We start from the raw sequence: 16,668 nt of genomic DNA, 5'->3' as shown, positions 1-16,668 counted from the left end.
AAAGGGTGACCGTCGACCCGAAGCAGTACGCCCGCTTGATCCTCAAATACGCAACCACGATCGCGAAGGCCGATGCCTTGGTGCCTACCGACGTCCTGCGCGTGCGGTACTGGCTGTTGTTTCTGCTCTACAAGACGCGTCATGGCGAGCTGCCGCGCGGCCTTGATGCGACGTCGGAGGAGCACGGATGGCCCAGGATGGCATTGCGCGTGATCTCCGCCTTCTTCTGCGGAGCGCGGCCGCCGGTCACCCGGTTGATGATCGCCAAGGAATACACCGCGATGCCGGTCGACTTCCTTGAGTGCTGGGCAACGGTCCTGTGGACACTCAATGCGATGGAGGCCTTGCTGGACCGGGTGCCCCGTCACCGGGGCTTCGTCGTCTTCGTCAGGAAGGCCCGGATCGAGGTCGTGAAGGTCCTCAGCCTCACGCCGGACGAGACGGAGTCCGAAACGATGCTGATGATGAAATCCTACCTGGACGACACCTTCGGCACCCGGCTTGGACTGCGTTCGTAACAGATCCGGGATCTCGCCGACGCTCCGCCGCTGCGTTCGCCGCGCGACGCTCGAGCAAACGGACGACATCCGCGACGTCGAGAATCCAGGCCCTGCCGGTCGCGCGATCGACGGCGAGGCATCCTTGTTCCATCCATTTCCCAATAGTGTGCGATCACTATCGAGGACGGCAGCAACCTGCGGCAGCGACATGTGCCGCGCCCCGGCTACGTCGCGACGGGTGACCGTGCGCGACGACGCGGCTGAGCGCGGCAACGTGATTTAAGAGGTCGTTGCCTGCCTAAGCAGGTGGCGTCCCCTAGGGTCGAACGCGTGCCTTTAGCCAGTTCCGCTAACGTCCGCTTTCCGGCAGAGCTTCAATGTCCGCACCTGGCGCGAACCGAACTCATGGGTCACTAAATCCCAGCTACCGCTTCGCTTCGAAATTTCGGCCGAGCGGTAGCTGGGAGAGAGAAGCGAGCGCTTATTTTTTTGCTACGACGGTCTTGTTGAAGGCCTCGATGATGGCCGCGCGATTGGCGTTGATCTTGTTCCAGTCCGGCAGGGCGAGGCTCTTGATCGAGCCATCGACGCCCCAGGGCATGCGCTGCTTGGCATTGTCGGAAAGCTCGACGCCGCTGGTCGCGGGTCCGACATAGATCCGCTCCGCCATGCATTTCGCGGGCCCCGTGCCGACGGCATAGTTCGCGAACTTCTCGGCGGTGGCCAGCTTCTTACCGTTGGCCACGAGGTGCAGGCGGATGTCGCCGCCGATGGCACCCTCCTTCGGCACGACGAAACCGATCGGCAGCTTCTGGTCGCGCATCGCGTAGGCCGAGCTGGCGTAATGCGCGCCGACGATGACCTCGCCGCTCTGGAAGAGGTTGGTGCCCGCGCCCGCGGTGTCGAAATAGGCCGAGACCTTGAGCTGCTTCAGCCGCTCGAAAGCGGGGGTAACGTTGTCGACGCTGCCGCCTGCGAGACCTGCGAGATGCACGATGAACGGCACGCCCATCGCGTTGGACGGGCTCGGGAAGGTCACGGCGCCGGCGAATTCCGGCTTCCACAGGTCGAGCCAGGAAACGGGCGCCTGCTTGATGTCACGCGAGTTGTAGGCCAGCCCCAGCGAATAGAAGCCGGTGCTCAGCGCGAAGATCTTGCCGTCCGCGCCCTTGTAAACGCCCTCCGGGATCATGCCCGAGACAGCCGGAACCTTCGCGGGATCGATCGGCGCGAGCAATCCGTCGGCCGCCGTGATTTCGGAAACGCCGCCATCGATCCAGACCGCGTCGAGCGTCGGCGCGTCCTTCTGCTGGCGAAGCTTGTTCAGCGTGACGCCGGACACGCCCGGCTCAGGCACGACGCGGATGCCGGTCTCCTTGGTGAACGGGTCGATGATGCAGGCCTGCATCGCCGCGCCCCATTCGCCGCCATAGGTCGCGACGGTGATCGACTCCTGGGCCTGCGAGATCGCCGGCGTGCCTGCGAGCACCGCCAGAAGCCCTGCGCCGGTGAGCAGCTTGCGCTTGAGGATTGGCATGAGATGTCCTTCCAATTTTTAATATTTCCCCTGACCCGCTATTGAGGCAGCGGCGGGCGCGCGCCATCAAATTGAAATCGGGAGCCCTGAGATAACTTTTGGCTATGAACATCCGACAACTTGAAGCGTTCAAGACGATCATGGAGCTCGGCAGCTTCACTCGCGCTGCCGAAAAGCTCGGCCTGTCGCAGCCAGCGGTCAGCAAGATGATCTTCCTGTTGGAGCGGCGCTGCGGCTTCTCCCTCTTCCATCGGCAGAGGAACGGCGTCGTGCCGACGGCCGAGGGCCAGATGCTGCATGCCGAGGTCGAGCGGGTGTTCCTCAGCGTCGATTCGGTTGCCGCCCGGGCGCGCGCCATCCGCGACTTCGACTATGGCGAGATCAATCTCGTCTCCTATCCTTCGCTCGGCACCCGCGTCCTTCCGCCGGTGCTGGCCGGCTTCCTGAGCAACAAGCCCGGCCTGCGCATCGAGATGTCGAGCCGCAACTCCTGGCTGCTGGTCGAAGCTGTCGCGACGCAGGGTTTCGATGTCGGCTTCGGCATGTTCGCACCCGACCGCGCGGGTGTCCGCTTCGACAAGCTCTGCTCGATGAGGGCGGTGTGCGTGATGGCGCCAAACCATCCTCTCGCCTCGCGCGAGGTCATCCATGCCTCGGATCTCCATGGCGAACGCTTTGTCGGTATGGTCGACGAGGATCGCGCCCAGCTCCAGATCGACCAGGTCTTCGCGGAGACGCGATCGGAACGCAACATCGTCATCAAGGTCCAACTCACCGAGGCCTGCTGTTCCTTCGCCGCCTCGGGGGTTGGGGTCTCGATCGTCGATCCGTTCAGCACCGAGGGCTTCCACAGCGACCAGCTGGTCGTGCGTCCGTTTCGCCCCGTGGTGGACTTCAACATCTGGGTGATCACGCCGAGCTTCCGCGAGCCGTCGCTGGGCACAAAGGCCCTGATCGAACACGCCCGCAGCAGCCTTGTCGACAAGCTGGCGAGCATGGCCCGGGCGATCGGCGACGAGGCCCGACCGGGCGCATAGCGGAGTGTTTCGCAAGATCATATCTGCAGGTTATCTCTGACGCGACAGAAGCGATTTGACCCTCGCCGGCTGCCTCCGCCTCTATAACTGGCGAAAGAACGACCCATCGCGCCGCCGGCACAGCCGCCGCGCCGAGGTCGATCCAAAGAGGGTCAGATGACTGCCATCACCGTGCTCACACCGACCGGAACGCTGGGATACGGCTTCGGCGACGAAGCCCTGGCACGCGGCATGTCGCTCAAGCCGGCGGTGATCGCGGTCGATGCCGGCTCGACGGATCCCGGCCCGCATTACCTCGGCTCGGGCAAGCCGCTCGTCTCCGATCGCAGCATCAAGCGTGAGCTCGCCGCCCTGATCAAGGCCGGGCGCGAGGCCGGCATCCCGGTCATCGTCGGCAGCGTCGGCGGCGCGGGCTCGGGCGTGCAGGTCGACCGGACGGCGGCGCTCGTCCGCCAGATCGCCAGCGAGACCGGGCTCAAGCTCAAGCTCGCCACCATCCGCTCCGACATTCCCGTCGAGCGGGCCAAGCGCGCCGTCGCCGCAAATGAGGTCGTGGACTTCGAAGCCGGCCACGAGCTGACGCAGGAGGCGCTCGACCAGACCGTGACGCTCGTCGCCCAGATGGGTCACGAGCCGATCTGCGAGGCGCTCGAAGCGGGCGCCGATGTCATCATCGCCGGCCGTGCCTGCGACGACTCGGTGATCGCCGCCTTCCCGATCTGGAAGGGGGCCGATCCGGCGCTCGCCATCCACATGGGCAAGATCCTCGAATGCGGCGCCTTTTCGGCCGAGCCCTTCGCGATGGACGTGATGCTAGGCACCGTGCACGAGGACAGCTTCGTCCTCGAGCCCGGCAGCAGCAAGCGGCGTGCCTCGGTGAAATCGGTCTCGGCCCATTCGCTGTACGAGCGCGAAAACCCGTTTAAGCAGGGCGGGCCGGGCCACGAGATCGATCTGACGGGCTGCTCCTTCGAGCAGCTCGGCGATCGGCAGGTCCGCGTTCGGGGCGCCAAGCTGACCGAGACCGAGGACTACTACGTCAAGCTCGAGGGCGCGCGGCTTGCCGGCTATCGCTCGATCTCGATCGCCGGCATTCGCTGCCCCACGACTATCGCAGCGCTCGACAGTATCCTGGAGCAGCTCGAGGCCAAGGCGCTCGCCTATTTCGCGCCGGAGCCGATCTCGGTTCGCTTCCACGTCTATGGCCGCGACGGCGTCATGAAGGAGCTGGAGCAGGACAAGGGCCTGCAGCGCGAGGTGGGGCTCGTGATCGAGGTAACGGCCGCGTCGCAGGAAATGGCCCATGCCGCCTGCCACCAGATCAGCGGGGCCATGCTGCACCATCACTACGAGGGCATCATCAATCCCTCGGGCAATCTCGCCTTCCCCTATTCGCCCTCCGATCTCGACGTCGGCCCCGTCTACGAGTTCAGTGCGTATCACCTGATGAAGGTGAATTCGCCGACCGAACTCTTCCCCATCACCCTCGAGGATCTCTGAGATGGCCGCCCGTCCCCTGCGCGAGATCGCGGACATCGTCCGCAGCAAGAATGCCGGCCCCTACCGGATCACCTTCGACATCCTGTGCAAGGAGAAGAAGAACTACGAGCTGATCCGCTCGTCCGGCGCGATCACGCCCGAGTCGGTCGCGAAGGCCTACGGGCTTTCGGTCTCGGAGATCTCGTCCTTCTTCGAGATCGACATGGCCAACGCCATCAAGATCACCATCAAGCGGCCCCGCGCCCAGGGCTCCTCCGGCGAAGGCGACATGTATGGCTGCCAGCAGCACGTGCCGCTGATGAACATGTCCATCCCAGTCTCCTGACGACACAGAGCAACGGCCCGGACATCCCATGAACAGCGGCTATATCAGGGTCGAACACCTCCGGAAGCGCTACGGCGACCACGTCGTGCTGAACGACATCTCGCTGGATGTCGCCGAAGGCGAGTTCCTGGCTTTGCTCGGTCCCAGCGGCTGCGGCAAGACAACCTTGCTGCGGGCCATCGCCGGCTTCGTCGAGTTCAGCGAGGGCGACATCCTGATCGACGGCCGCTCGATGAAGCGGCTGCCGCCCAACCGCCGCCCGGTCAATACCGTCTTCCAGAACTACGCGTTGTTCCCGCATCTGACCGTCGCGCAGAACGTCGCGTTCGGCCCGCGCCGCGCCGGCAGGCCGGCCCGCGAGGTGACCTCGATCGTCGAGGAATGCCTCGCGACCGTGGGCATGGCACAGTTCGCCGAGCGCTTTCCCTCGCAGTTGTCAGGTGGCCAGCAGCAGCGCGTCGCCCTGGCGCGGGCCATCGCCAACCGGCCCAAGGTGCTGCTGCTCGACGAGCCGCTGGGAGCCCTCGATCTCAAGCTGCGCAAGCAGATGCAGATCGAGCTCAAGGCCCTGCAGCAGAAGCTCGGCATCACCTTCATCTTCGTCACCCACGATCAGGAGGAGGCCCTGGTCATGGCCGACCGGATCGCAGTGATGGATGCCGGCCGCATCGCCCAGATCGGCTCCGGCCGCGACATCTATCACGCCCCGACCGAGCGCTATGTCGCCGACTTCATCGGCGACGCCAATCTGCTCGAGGCCACGGTCGCCAAGGATGGCTCCCTCGTCGTCGGCACGCTGTCGATCCCGGCCAGCCATCAGTCCGCTCCCGATGCCGCGGTGACCTATCTGCTGCGGCCGGAGGCGGTTTCCGTGCGGCGCGGGCCGGAGGTTCCTGAGGACCATGTGTCCGTCGCCGCCCGGGTCAAGGACATCGTCTTCGCCGGCGGCATCCTCAGGATCTACGCGACCGCGGCCGACGGCCGCGAGATCGTCGCACAGCAGACCGCGCTTTCCGGCGAGGCCCCGATCGGCGTCGGCGACGAGGTGGTGCTCGCTTGGCATCGCGACAGCGGCCGGGTGCTGACCCGATGAGCGCCCCGGCCAGTCGCATAGCGCGGGAGGCCGCGCGATGAGGATCCGCAACCTCTGGGCCGCGCTGCTGCTGGGCGTGCCGCTCGCCTTCATGGCGGCATTCTTCCTTGTGCCGTTCTTTGTGGTCGTGGTGGCGAGCTTCCAGACCAAGGAAGGCGCGTGGAGCCTGGCGAACTATGCCCGCATCCTCGGAGACAGCTACTATCCGGGCATCCTCTACGTGACCTTCAAGCTGTCGCTGCTGGCGACGCTGGTCTCCTTCCTGATCGGCTATCCGATCGCATATTACATCGTGAACGTGGCGCAGAGCCGCGCCATGCGGCGCATCTGCTACATCCTCGTGATCATGCCGCTGTTCACCAGCAACATCGTCCGCTCCTTCGGCTGGATGATCCTGCTCGGCCGGCAGGGGCTCGTGAACACAACGCTGATGGCGCTCGGCCTGACCGACCGGCCGGTCCCGATCCTGTTCACCGAGCTCAGCATCATCATCGGTCTCACCTACATCCTGGTGCCGTTCATGGTCCTGACCATCGCCGGCGTGCTCCAGACCATCGACAAGTCCCTGGTCGAGGCCTCGCTCGACCTCGGTGCGAGCCGCTTCGTCACCTTCGCCAAGGTCACGTTCCCGCTCAGCCTGCCGGGCGTGGTCGCCGGCTCGCTGATCGTCTTCACCCTGGCGGTGAGCGCCTATGTGGTGCCGAGCATCATGAGCGGCGGTCGCACCGTGGTGATGGCGATGTCGATCTTCGAGCAATACGGCTCGCTCTTCGACTTCAACTTCGGCGCCGCACTCGCGGTCGGGCTGCTGGTCGTCACGCTCGTCCTGATCGCATTGTATCTCTTCTTCATCGAGCGGCAGCCCGCGGGCCGCCAGGCGGTGCGCTGATGATGACGTTTCCAGAACGTCTCGGCCGTTGGGCGCTGCTGGCCTCGGTCTGGGCCGGCCTCGCCTTCCTGACGCTGCCGCTCGCCATCATCGTCGCGGTGTCCTTTACCGAGACGGAGTACCTGACATTCCCGCCGGTCGGCTTCACCTGGCGCTGGTACCAGCAGTTTCTCGCCGACACCTCGTATCTGGAGTCGATCGGGCTCAGCGCCTCGATCGCCTTCGGCTCGACCGCCATCGCAATCCTGATCGGCATCCCGACCGCGCTCGCCATCACGCGCAGCGCTCTGCCCGGCATGAAGATCGTCAACACGATCTTCCTCGCGCCTCTGATCCTGCCGACCATCGTGATCGGCGCCGCCCTGCTTCAATATGCCAGCATGGTGGGTTTCGCCCGCAGCTATACGGCGCTGCTGGTCGGCCATGTCGTGATCGTCGTGCCCTATATCCTGCGCACGGTGCTGGCCTCGCTCGCCCGCTTCGACCAGACGCTGGAAGAAGCGAGCCTCGATCTCGGCGCCTCCGCCTTCTCGACCTTCTTCCTGGTGACGCTGCCGATCATCAAGCCCGGGCTGGTCGCGGGCGCCCTGTTCGCGTTGATCATCTCCTGGATCAATGTCGAACTCAGCATCTTCAACGCCACGGCGTCGCTGATGCCGATCCCCGTGAAGCTCTTCAACTATGTCCAGTACGCCATCGACCCGATGGTCGCGGCGATCTCGGCTGCGACGATCTATGTCGCGATCGTAGCGGTAGTCCTGCTCGACATCTTCGTCGGCATAGACCGGGTCGCGACACCCTCGAAATAGGCGGCGGAAGCCGCACCCCTTCCCCTACGACAAGAGAGCCGTCATGGAAACGCACGCCCGAACTACGCCTGAAGGAGCCCTGTCCGACCTCAAGGTGCTCGAACTCGGCTCGATGCTGGCCGGCCCGTTCGTCGGCTCGATGCTGGGCGATTTCGGCGCCCGCGTCATCAAGGTCGAGAAGCCCGGCAAGCCCGACGCGCTGCGCGAATGGCCGCCGCACAAGGACGACGTCGCGCTCTGGTGGAAGACGATGGCGCGCAACAAGCACGTCATCACGCTCGACATCTCGCGCCCCGAGGCACGCGACCTCGCGCTGAAACTGATCGGCGAGAGCGACATCGTGATCGAGAACTTCCGGCCGGGCACGCTGGAACGCTGGGGTTTCGATCCCGCAGAGCTCTCGAAGCAGTTCCCGAGGATCGTCTGGGTCCGGGTCAGCGGCTGGGGCCAGACCGGCCCGAATCGCGAACAGGGCGGATATGCCACGATCGCGGAGGCCTTCTCGGGCCTCGCCTCCTTCACCGGCCATGCCGACAGGGGACCGACCGTGTCGGCCTTTCCGATGGGCGACTATCTCGCCGGAATCTTCGGCGCCTTCGGCGCTCTGGCGGCGATCCATCGGCGCGAGAGCACCGGTCGCGGCCAGGTCGTCGATGTTGCGCTCTATGAGCCGCTGCTGCGCATCATCGAGTCCGTCATCGTCCGCTACGACCAGACCGGTCAGAAGAAGCCCTTGCTCGGCAACCAGATGGAGGAGGACGTTCCGCGCAACGTCTATGCTACCGCCGACGGCGGCGCGATCGCGATCAGCTGCGGCTCGCAGCGCATCTACGAAGGCCTCGTCGACGCGATGGGGCGGCCTGACCTCAAGGCCGATCCCCGTTTTGCGACGATGGCGGCCCGCGTCGAGCATCGCGACGTGATCGACGGCGAGGTCGCGGCCTGGCTCAAGACCCAGCCGACGGCGCTCGCCCTCGACAAGCTCGTCGCCAACAAGGTCGTGGCGGGCAAGATCAACGACATCGCCGACGTGCTCGGCGACGCCCATGTCGCAGCGCGCCAAGCCGTGCGGACGCTCGTCGACGAGACGCTCGGCCCGATGCGCATGCCCGCTCCCGTGCCGAAGCTGAGCGAGACGCCCGGCGACATACGCTGGGCGGGTCGCGATCCCGGCGCATCGAACGACGAGGTCTTCGGCAACTGGCTCGGGCTCTCCCCGGGCGAGATCGAAGAGCTGCGGCGCAACCACATCATCTGAGGCGGTCATGACAAGCAGCATCGGAATCTCCGGCTACGGCCACACAGCCTATGAGAAGCGGACCACGCGCTCGCTGTTCTCGTTTCTCGCCGAGGCCGGGCGCAAGGCGCTCGACTCCGCCGGCCTGACCTTCGCCGATGTCGACGGGCTGGCGATCTGCTCGTTCGAGCTGCCGCCGGACAACACCGTCACGGCGGCCGAACAGCTCGGCATCTCGGTCTCCTGGGCCTATCTCGGCACCGCCGGCAGCGCCGGCCCCGTCGCCAGCATCATCAATGCCAAGCACGCGATCGAAAGCGGCCAGGCCACCACCGTGCTCTGCATCGCCGGCGACAACTACGATGTCGGCGGCCATTTCAAGCTGATGGACAATTTCAGCCGCGGCCTGCGCAATTACGGCACGCCGCTCGGCTTCGGCGGCGCCAACGGCCTGTTCGGCATCATCCAGCGCAAGCATATGGAGACCTACGGCACGCGGCGCGAGGATCTGGGCCGAATCTCGGTCGACCAGCGCCGCAGCGCCCAGCGCAACGAACAGGCCCTGCTGCGCGGGCCGATGACGATCGACGACTACATGAACGCGCGCGTCATCGCCGATCCGATCTGCCTCTACGACTGCGTGCTGCCCTGCGCCGGCGCCGAGGCGGTGGTCGTCACCACGCTCGACCGGGCTCCGGCGGGCAAGGCCGTGCGCATCCTGTCGGGCTTCGAGCGCCACAACCATCCGCCGATGGAGATCGCCCCGCTGCGCGGCGGCTGGGAGACCTTCGCCGGCAAGCTCTACGACAAGGCAGGCTTCGGGCCGAAGGAGATGGACTTCGTCCAGCTCTACGACGACTACCCGATCATGGTCGCGATCCAGCTCGAAGATCTCGGCTTCTGCAATAAGGGCGAGGTCAGCGCCTTCCTTGCCGCCAACAGCTTCTCATGGGACGGCAGCCTGCCGCTCAACACCGGCGGCGGCCAGCTCTCCATCGGCCAGGCGGGCATCGCCGGCGGCCTGCTCAGCGTCACCGAGGCGGTGCGGCAATTGCGCGGGGAGGCCGGCGACCGCCAGGTCGCCAACGCCAGGCGCGGCCTCGTCGCCGGTTACGGCATGGTCGGGTACGGCCATGGGCTTTCCGCCAGCAGCATCGTTCTGGAGTCCGTTCAATGAGCGCCGAGATTGCCTATCCGCAGCCTCACGAAGACGAGGACAACGCCCCTTTCCTGGCCGGCTGGCGCGAGGGCAAGCTGCTGCTCCAGCAGAGCCGCGACGGCGGTCCGCTATTCTTCTATCCCCGCCCGATTTGCCCCTATACCGGGTCCGCCGACCTGATCTGGACGGAAGTGTCGGGCCGCGGGCAGATCGTCTCGTTCTCGCTGATCACCCGGCCCAACCACCCCTCCTTCAATGAAGAGGTGCCGATCATTCTCGCCGAGATCGCGCTGGACGAAGGCGCGAGCCTGCTCGGGCGCATCATCGGAGCCGATGCGACGACGATCAGGACTGGGGCCAGACTCGAATTGCTGCCGCCCGACGAGGCGCGTCGCTACCCACTGCCGGCCTTCCGCCTCGCGGCCTGAAGCGGACGCAGGGCTCCATCACGACGACGAGGAAGGCTGAACCGAGGCCATGGAAACGGCGAGCTCCCGATCGACAACGGAATGGGGTCTCGCCGCGATCTACGCGACGACGGTGCTGGCGCGCACTATGGTGATCACGCTTATCCCCGTGATCGCCTATCAGGCCCTCGGCAGCGCGCAGCAGGTCAGCGAGCTCTACTTCGTCGCCAGCCTCTTCGGCGTCGCCCTCAGCGTCGCGTTGCCGGGGCTGCTGACGCGGTTGGGGCGCGAGACGGTCTTGATCGGCGCGGCGCTGAGCGGCGCCGCATCGGCGCTCGTTCTTTCGTCCGATTCCGCTCCCGGGCTGCTGTTCGGCCTGATCCTCCACGTCGTCATGGTCCTCACCTTCGAGAACGTGATGAGCCTCTACGTGATGCAGCGCGTGCCACGGCGCGCGCTCGCGACATTCGAGCCATTGCGGATCTTCCTCGCCGGGCTGAGCTACGCCGCCGGGCCATGGCTCGGCATCGCGCTGGCACAGAGCTTTGCGCCGGTTCTTCCCCTGGCCATCAGCGCCGCGGCCGCCCTCTCGGCGCCGCTGCTGCTGAGGGGGCAGGCGCGCCCGCCCGGTCTCGAGCCGACCGTGGCCGTCGTGACCAAGGCCACGGACATCGTCGCCTTCTGGAGACAACCGCGGCTACGCCTCGCCTGGCTGCTGACGGCGATCCGCGCGGGCTGGTGGGCGATGTACATGGTCTATGTCCCCATCTTCGCGATCCGCTACGATCTCGGTGCCAGCGCCGGAGGTGCGCTGGTCTCGCTCGGCTCGGCGTTTCTGCTGCTCTCGCCCCTGTGGGGGCGCGTGGCCCGCCGTGTCGGGACGCGGCAGGTGCTCATGGCCAGCTACACGATCTGCGGCAGTTTCTCGATCCTCGCCACCGGGCTTGTTTTCCACAGCGCTCATGCGGCGGCGGCGATGCTGCTGGCCTCCGCATTGGCGATGAGCGCCATCGATGGGATGGGCAACGTGACGTTTCTGCGCGCTGTCCGTGCTCACCAGCGGACGAGGATGACCCCGATCTTCACGACCTATCGCGACGTCTCGCAGATCGTGGTCGCCGGCGCCTTCGCCCTGTTGCTGCTCGCCTTGCCATTGCCGTCGGTGTTCCTGGTCGCGGGCGTGACGCTGCTGGCCGGTGCCGTCCTCTGTCGACATCTGCCGCGGCGTCTTTGAACTCCAAATGACTCGTCAGCATTGATGGCCCTGCGCGCATGCAAGAATCAAGAGCTCCCCATGCGAAGGCCGTCAAAGAGCGAGCCAGTGCTATCAAGCTGTGTCAATGTCCGCTTCCGGGCAACCAGCCAGTGTCCGCTTGTGGCGCAGTGCGCCTCGCGACGCACATCAAAGCCGACGTTGCCCTCTAGCATCGGAAGCGGATCGCTTCGGGCGCGACAGGTGCTAACCGCCTTTATATCTCTGCCCTAAAAACCGCGTTGTGCCAAACAGCGTTAGGCGACGATCGGTCTGCCTTCAATGGGCAAGCACCATCGCTTCACCTTGGGGTGGCGGCGCACAACAAACTTGATGAGCGCGCCGAAATCGAAGCTTCTCCTCAACCGCGCTCATTCTAGCTTCCCATTATGGCTTTGAACTCAAGGTGATCCTCGATTCCATATGAGCTGTACTCGCGCCCAATGCCCGATTGCTTGAAGCCGCCGAAGGGCGCTAGCGGCTCATGTGCCATCCCGTTGATGGCCACTCGCCCGGCATCGAGCCGGCCGGCGATGGCGCGCGCGCGCGGGAGATCCTTCCCGAGGACGTAGGCGTGAAGACCATAAGGAGTGTCGTTGGCGATGCGGATTGCGTCGTCATCATCGTGATAAGCTATGATGCAGAGCACCGGACCGAAGATTTCCTCGCGCGCAATCGTCATCTCGTTGGTTACGTCGGCGAACACGGTCGGACGCACAAAGTATCCACGGTCGAGGCCCTCAGGTCGCCCCTCGCCTCCGACAATGGCGCGCGCGCCCTCGGCAACGCCCTGCAAAATATACTTCAGGACCCGTTCGAACTGCCGACGATTGACCAGGGGGCCGAGGGTCGTCCGCGGATCGCCGGGATCGCCTTGCACGACCGTTCGCGCGGCCTCGGGGATCGCTTGACGGAATTCGTCCAACTGATCGCGCCGCACGAGGATTCGCGTGCCCGCGATGCAGGCTTGACCATTATTGGCGAGGCCAATGGCAAGGGCTTGGCGTGCCGCTTCAGCGAGATCCGCATCGTCCATGACGATGGTGGGCGCCTTCCCGCCCAATTCCAGGGTGACCCGCTGCATCCATTTCGCGCTCCCCTGCAGGATCGTCTTGCCGACGGCGGTCGAGCCCGTGAACGAGATTTTGCGCACGTCGGGATTTGCGGTCAGCGCGGTGCCGACCTCGCTGCCAAGCCCCGTCACGATGTTGATTACGCCAGCCGGCGCACCGGCCGCATGGAGACATTGCGTGAAGAGATCGACCTGCCACGGGCTGAATTCGCTCGGTTTGACCACGACCGGGCAACCTGCCGCCAGCGCGCCGGCCATCTTGACGCTGATCGCGTTGTAGACGCTGTTCCAAGGCACGATGTGCAGTGCCACTCCGGCGGCTTGCGCAACGACTTCGGTTCCGTTGATGCGCCGGATGAAGGTGAAGTCCTTGAGCAGGTTCGCCGCGATGCGGAAGTTGGTGGCGGCAAGGCCGGCGCGCCAGCGCGCCTGTGCAATCGGCCCGCCATATTCGACGACCGTCGCCTCGGTCAGCTCCTCCGCGCGCGCCTCCACCGCATCAGCCATCGCGTTGAGCAGGTCGATGCGCTCTTCCCGGCGCGATGCCGACCACCCCGGCAAGGCGCGGCTCGCGCTTTCGACGGCAAGCCGGGCATCTTCGGCATTTGCCAGCACGAGAATGCCGGATTGCTCTTCGGTCGCCGGGTTGAAGAGAGGCATCTCCTCGCGCCCCACGGTGCTCCGGAAGGCTCCGCCGATATAGGCCTGATCGTACTTGCGCATCTGGGTGTCCTCGTGTCGTTTGCCAGGCGCACTGGGCAACGCAACCAGCCGGCAGCGAAGGATGGATGACCCTTCGGCTGCTCTCGCCACAGCCGTCTCGGAACCCAAGTCTGTCCATTTCCGGGCGGAATTGCGCGTTAGCCTCTGCTAGAGCCTGTCAGCTGTGGAGGGGCTCCCTGGACGCGACAGCCGGCGGATACGCCGGCAAACTACGGCAACTCGCCGGCGGGGAGATTTCCTGCGGCCAGGCCATCGAGATCACGAGCGATCCGGCTCTCCCAGCTGCGCGAACCCTGCTTTCGAGCAAGATCGAGAGCTACGTGCAGAAGGGCCGCGCAGCTGCCAACATCGCCGTCGGCACGTTCGACGATCTCGGCCTTCACGCGGAGTTGCTCAGGCAATGCGCACAGCTCGCCATTGCCCTGGCATCGAGCGATCGTCGCTTCGATCAACTCGCGAGCTTCGGGGTAACGAGAACCCTGCATCAGGCCGCGTGCCAGCGCGAGGGAGAAGGACGTGGTCAGTAGCTCATAGCGAAGGGCCCGGAGACGGGACAGGCTTTCCTCAATCGCGCCAACGGCTTCACCGGCCGCCCCGCGCTGGATAGCCAGCGCGCCGCGAAACCCTCCGGCCGCAGCGACATAGGGCCCGAACGCGTTGAGGCGAGCGCACTCCGCGAAGGCATCCAGAGCCTCTTGCGCGGCGTCCAGGTCATCCATCCAGAGGTAGACATCGAGCGACCAGATCAAGGCAATGCAGTGGGTCACCGGATGGTCGAGCTGCGCCGCCTCGCGCACGGTCTGTCGTGCCATCGCCCCGGCCCGTTCCGGGTGTCCCGTCAGCCATAATGCGCGCGCCAGTGCGATAGCGCTCCGATTGCGGTGGTCGAAACCGTATCGAATCGTGCGGCTGCGCTGCGAAGGCGGACTCTTCTCCAGCGCGAGTTCAAGCTCACGGCGGGCCCTGACTTGGCCGCCGGCCAGATGATGGGAGATGCCCGACAGGGAATAGGCAATACCGATTGCCTCTGGCTCTCCGATCGTCTCGGCCACCTCGACGGCGCGCCGGGCATGCGACATGGCAGTCGAATATTCGCCGATCCGTTCGTGGAAGATGTGCAGGCCGCCAAGCGCTCTCAGCTGACTCCAGTGGTCTTCCAGGTGAGTCGCGACATCAAGGGCGCGCGTGAGCGCGTTACCTGCAGCGGCGCTATTCCCACGCGTGAACATGAGCGAGATGCCGAGAGAGGTCTGGAGTTCCAACTCGGTTGCGGCGCCGCGCTGCGAGTCCTCCAGATCGGACAGTGCGCGGGCGCACCAGGTGCGGCATTCCAGCAAGTGAGACAGGTTCTGAAAGACGGGCGCACTCGCTGCCGCCAGGCGAACCCCGATCTTGATATCTCCGGTTCTGCTGAAGCACCAATCCAGCGCGCTTCTGATGTTGCCAAGTTGGAGCCGCAGGGGCTGGGGATCCTGAAGCAAATCCTCGTCCTGCCGGGCGATCGCCTCCAGCTCGCGGAGAAAATAGCTGGCATGGCGGCGCGCGGCGGCGACGTATTGATCACGTCCGCGCGCGTGGAGTTTTTCTCGCGCATAAGCGCGTGTCATTTCGAGGAGCCGGTAGGTTCCGGAGTCGCGCGATCGATTGGGGGAGATGAGCGATTTCGAGGTGAGCTCGTCGAGTGCGACCGCCACCTCGTTGGCTCCGATTTCAGGGTCTGCGGCAACATCGAGCGCCGCGTCTATCGAGAAGGGCCCCACAAAGATCGCGAGGCGCTCCAGAACGATCTTTTCCGTTTCGGACAGCAGATCGTAGCTCCAGTCCAGCGTGGCCTGAAGCGTCTGTTGACGCGGTCGTGCCGTTCTTCGGCCAGGCCAGCCAAGGCTGAATCGTTCGCCCAACTGGCGAGCCGTCGCCGAGATGCCGTGGGTCGCGACGCGGACGGCGGCGAGCTCGATCGGCAGCGCCATCCCGTCGAGCCGGTGGCACATACCGCCAATCAAGCGCGCGGATTCTTCGTCGACATCCAGCGAACTGTCTGCGGCGGCGGCCCGCTCGCAGAAGAGCTGGACCGCGGGGAACTCCAAAAGCTGCTCGAGCGTCAGATCTGCTGAATTCTCGGGGTAAGCGAGGGCGTCGAGACGGTGAATATGTTCGCCGCGCACGCGCAACGGTTCACGTGACGTGGCGAGCACGCGGGTATTGGGCGCCAGCTCGACGATCCGCTCGACGATATTGGCGGCGGGCTCGATGACGTGCTCGCAATTGTCGAGCAGCAGCAGGAAACTTTGATCGCGGATATGGCCGAGAATAACCGCGAGAGGGTCCTCGCTCTGGACCGCGATGCCCATCGCCCCGGCGATCATGGAAGGAACGACGGTCGGATTTTCGAGCATGCTGAAATCGACGAAGGCGACCCGTCCTTCGAAAGCGACCGCCAGCTGATGCCCGATTTCCACGGCAAGCGACGTCTTGCCGACACCCGCCGATCCGACGATCGTAAAGAGGGGCGTATCCGCCACGCGTTCCATGAGGAGCCGGATGTCGCGCTCTCGCCCGATCAGGCGCGGCAGACGGGGCGGCAGATTGGTCGTGCCAGCCGGAGGCCTACCGGCATCTTCGCCCTCACCTGGAATGGACGGCGGTGCAGTCTCGCAGACCGAAGGGCCACTCTGCTGCACTGGGGCCACGAAGGCGTAGCCGACGCCGACCTGTGTGGCGATGTATCGAGCCCCGTGCTCGCCATCGCCCAGGAGCCTGCGCAAACCCGCCATATGAAACCGGAGGCTTCCGTCCTCAACGACTACATCCGACCAAACGCGCTTGAGCAGCTCCCGCTTCGATAGAACCCGTCCGGGCTGTTCCGTCAGGACCACGAGCAGGTCGAAGGACCGCCCGCCAATATCGACGGCCTTGCCGTCCCGGGTCAGCAGGCGTTCCGTCGGAGAGAGGCAAAAGGGGCCGAAAGCACGGCGCTGGCCAGTTTGCCGGTTGCCTGTTTCAGCCACGATCGCCTCGTCTCCGGACCTGATCGACGCGCATGAGAGAAGATAGTGAGGCATCATGGCGAAGCGCGAAGCCAATCGCTGAAACGTTCCATGCGAACCGGGCGCCTGCCGCCCTTCGAA

At 65.3% G+C, this 16,668-nt stretch carries 14 protein-coding genes; 11 read left to right on the top strand and 3 right to left on the bottom strand.

Annotated elements, in window-relative coordinates; genetic code table 11:
• The first annotated feature begins 5 nt into the window (after positions 1–5).
• Complete coding sequence (locus AC2FAN_RS20170; RefSeq protein ID WP_485176059.1) at positions 6–518, top strand: hypothetical protein; 513 nt, start codon at positions 6–8, stop codon at positions 516–518.
• A gap of 463 nt (positions 519–981) precedes the next feature.
• Here the strand turns inward: AC2FAN_RS20170 and AC2FAN_RS20165 are convergent, their stop codons facing one another.
• On the bottom strand, positions 982–2,037 hold the full coding sequence (locus tag AC2FAN_RS20165) for an ABC transporter substrate-binding protein (RefSeq protein WP_485176058.1): 1,056 nt from the start codon (positions 2,035–2,037) through the stop codon (positions 982–984).
• Between the two features lie 104 nt (positions 2,038–2,141).
• On the opposite strand from AC2FAN_RS20165, the gene AC2FAN_RS20160 reads away from it, so the two are divergent.
• The 10 genes from AC2FAN_RS20160 (at position 2,142) to AC2FAN_RS20115 (ending at position 11,727) form a co-directional block, all read left to right on the top strand.
• Positions 2,142–3,074 (top strand): LysR family transcriptional regulator, encoded by a 933-nt coding sequence (locus AC2FAN_RS20160; RefSeq protein WP_485176057.1) that lies wholly within the window; start codon positions 2,142–2,144, stop codon positions 3,072–3,074.
• A 156-nt stretch (positions 3,075–3,230) separates the two neighbouring features.
• The gene (locus AC2FAN_RS20155; protein WP_485176056.1) at positions 3,231–4,574 is read left to right on the top strand and encodes an acyclic terpene utilization AtuA family protein; all 1,344 of its coding nucleotides are present in this window, start codon (positions 3,231–3,233) and stop codon (positions 4,572–4,574) included.
• 1 nt (position 4,575) lies between these two features.
• Positions 4,576–4,899: a DUF4387 domain-containing protein gene (locus tag AC2FAN_RS20150; protein ID WP_485176055.1), complete on the top strand. Its 324-nt coding sequence runs from the start codon at positions 4,576–4,578 to the stop codon at positions 4,897–4,899.
• 28 nt (positions 4,900–4,927) lie between these two features.
• The gene (locus AC2FAN_RS20145; RefSeq protein WP_485176054.1) at positions 4,928–5,992 is read left to right on the top strand and encodes an ABC transporter ATP-binding protein; all 1,065 of its coding nucleotides are present in this window, start codon (positions 4,928–4,930) and stop codon (positions 5,990–5,992) included.
• Positions 5,993–6,029: 37 nt separating this feature from the next.
• A complete protein-coding gene (locus tag AC2FAN_RS20140; RefSeq protein WP_485176053.1) occupies positions 6,030–6,881 on the top strand; it encodes an ABC transporter permease in 852 nt (283 codons plus the stop codon).
• On the top strand, positions 6,881–7,690 hold the full coding sequence (locus AC2FAN_RS20135; RefSeq protein WP_485176052.1) for an ABC transporter permease: 810 nt from the start codon (positions 6,881–6,883) through the stop codon (positions 7,688–7,690). The genes AC2FAN_RS20140 and AC2FAN_RS20135 overlap by 1 nt, the downstream gene beginning before the upstream one ends.
• 43 nt (positions 7,691–7,733) lie before the next feature.
• Positions 7,734–8,948, top strand: a complete 1,215-nt coding sequence (locus tag AC2FAN_RS20130) for a CaiB/BaiF CoA transferase family protein (RefSeq protein WP_485176051.1) — start codon at positions 7,734–7,736, stop codon at positions 8,946–8,948.
• Positions 8,949–8,955: 7 nt separating this feature from the next.
• Complete coding sequence (locus tag AC2FAN_RS20125; protein ID WP_485176050.1) at positions 8,956–10,104, top strand: thiolase family protein; 1,149 nt, start codon at positions 8,956–8,958, stop codon at positions 10,102–10,104.
• Positions 10,101–10,514 carry a Zn-ribbon domain-containing OB-fold protein gene (locus AC2FAN_RS20120; RefSeq protein ID WP_485176049.1) on the top strand — a complete coding sequence of 138 codons (414 nt, stop codon included), beginning with the start codon at positions 10,101–10,103 and terminating at the stop codon, positions 10,512–10,514. Before AC2FAN_RS20125 ends, AC2FAN_RS20120 begins: the two co-directional genes overlap by 4 nt.
• Positions 10,515–10,563: 49 nt before the next feature.
• Positions 10,564–11,727 carry an MFS transporter gene (locus AC2FAN_RS20115; RefSeq protein ID WP_485176048.1) on the top strand — a complete coding sequence of 388 codons (1,164 nt, stop codon included), beginning with the start codon at positions 10,564–10,566 and terminating at the stop codon, positions 11,725–11,727.
• Between the two features lie 394 nt (positions 11,728–12,121).
• On the opposite strand, the gene AC2FAN_RS20110 is transcribed toward AC2FAN_RS20115, so the two are convergent.
• Both AC2FAN_RS20110 and AC2FAN_RS20105 read right to left on the bottom strand, forming a co-directional pair.
• On the bottom strand, positions 12,122–13,540 hold the full coding sequence (locus AC2FAN_RS20110; protein WP_485176047.1) for an aldehyde dehydrogenase family protein: 1,419 nt from the start codon (positions 13,538–13,540) through the stop codon (positions 12,122–12,124).
• Positions 13,541–13,749: 209 nt separating this feature from the next.
• A complete protein-coding gene (locus AC2FAN_RS20105; RefSeq protein WP_485176046.1) occupies positions 13,750–16,548 on the bottom strand; it encodes an ATP-binding protein in 2,799 nt (932 codons plus the stop codon).
• Positions 16,549–16,668: the final 120 nt, after the last annotated feature.

The sequence above is a fragment of the Allobosea sp. RIT-PG3_2 genome (genome assembly GCF_057321085.1).
The sequence above is the reverse complement of the archived record's forward strand: the minus strand, read 5'-3'. Positions and strand labels throughout refer to the sequence as shown.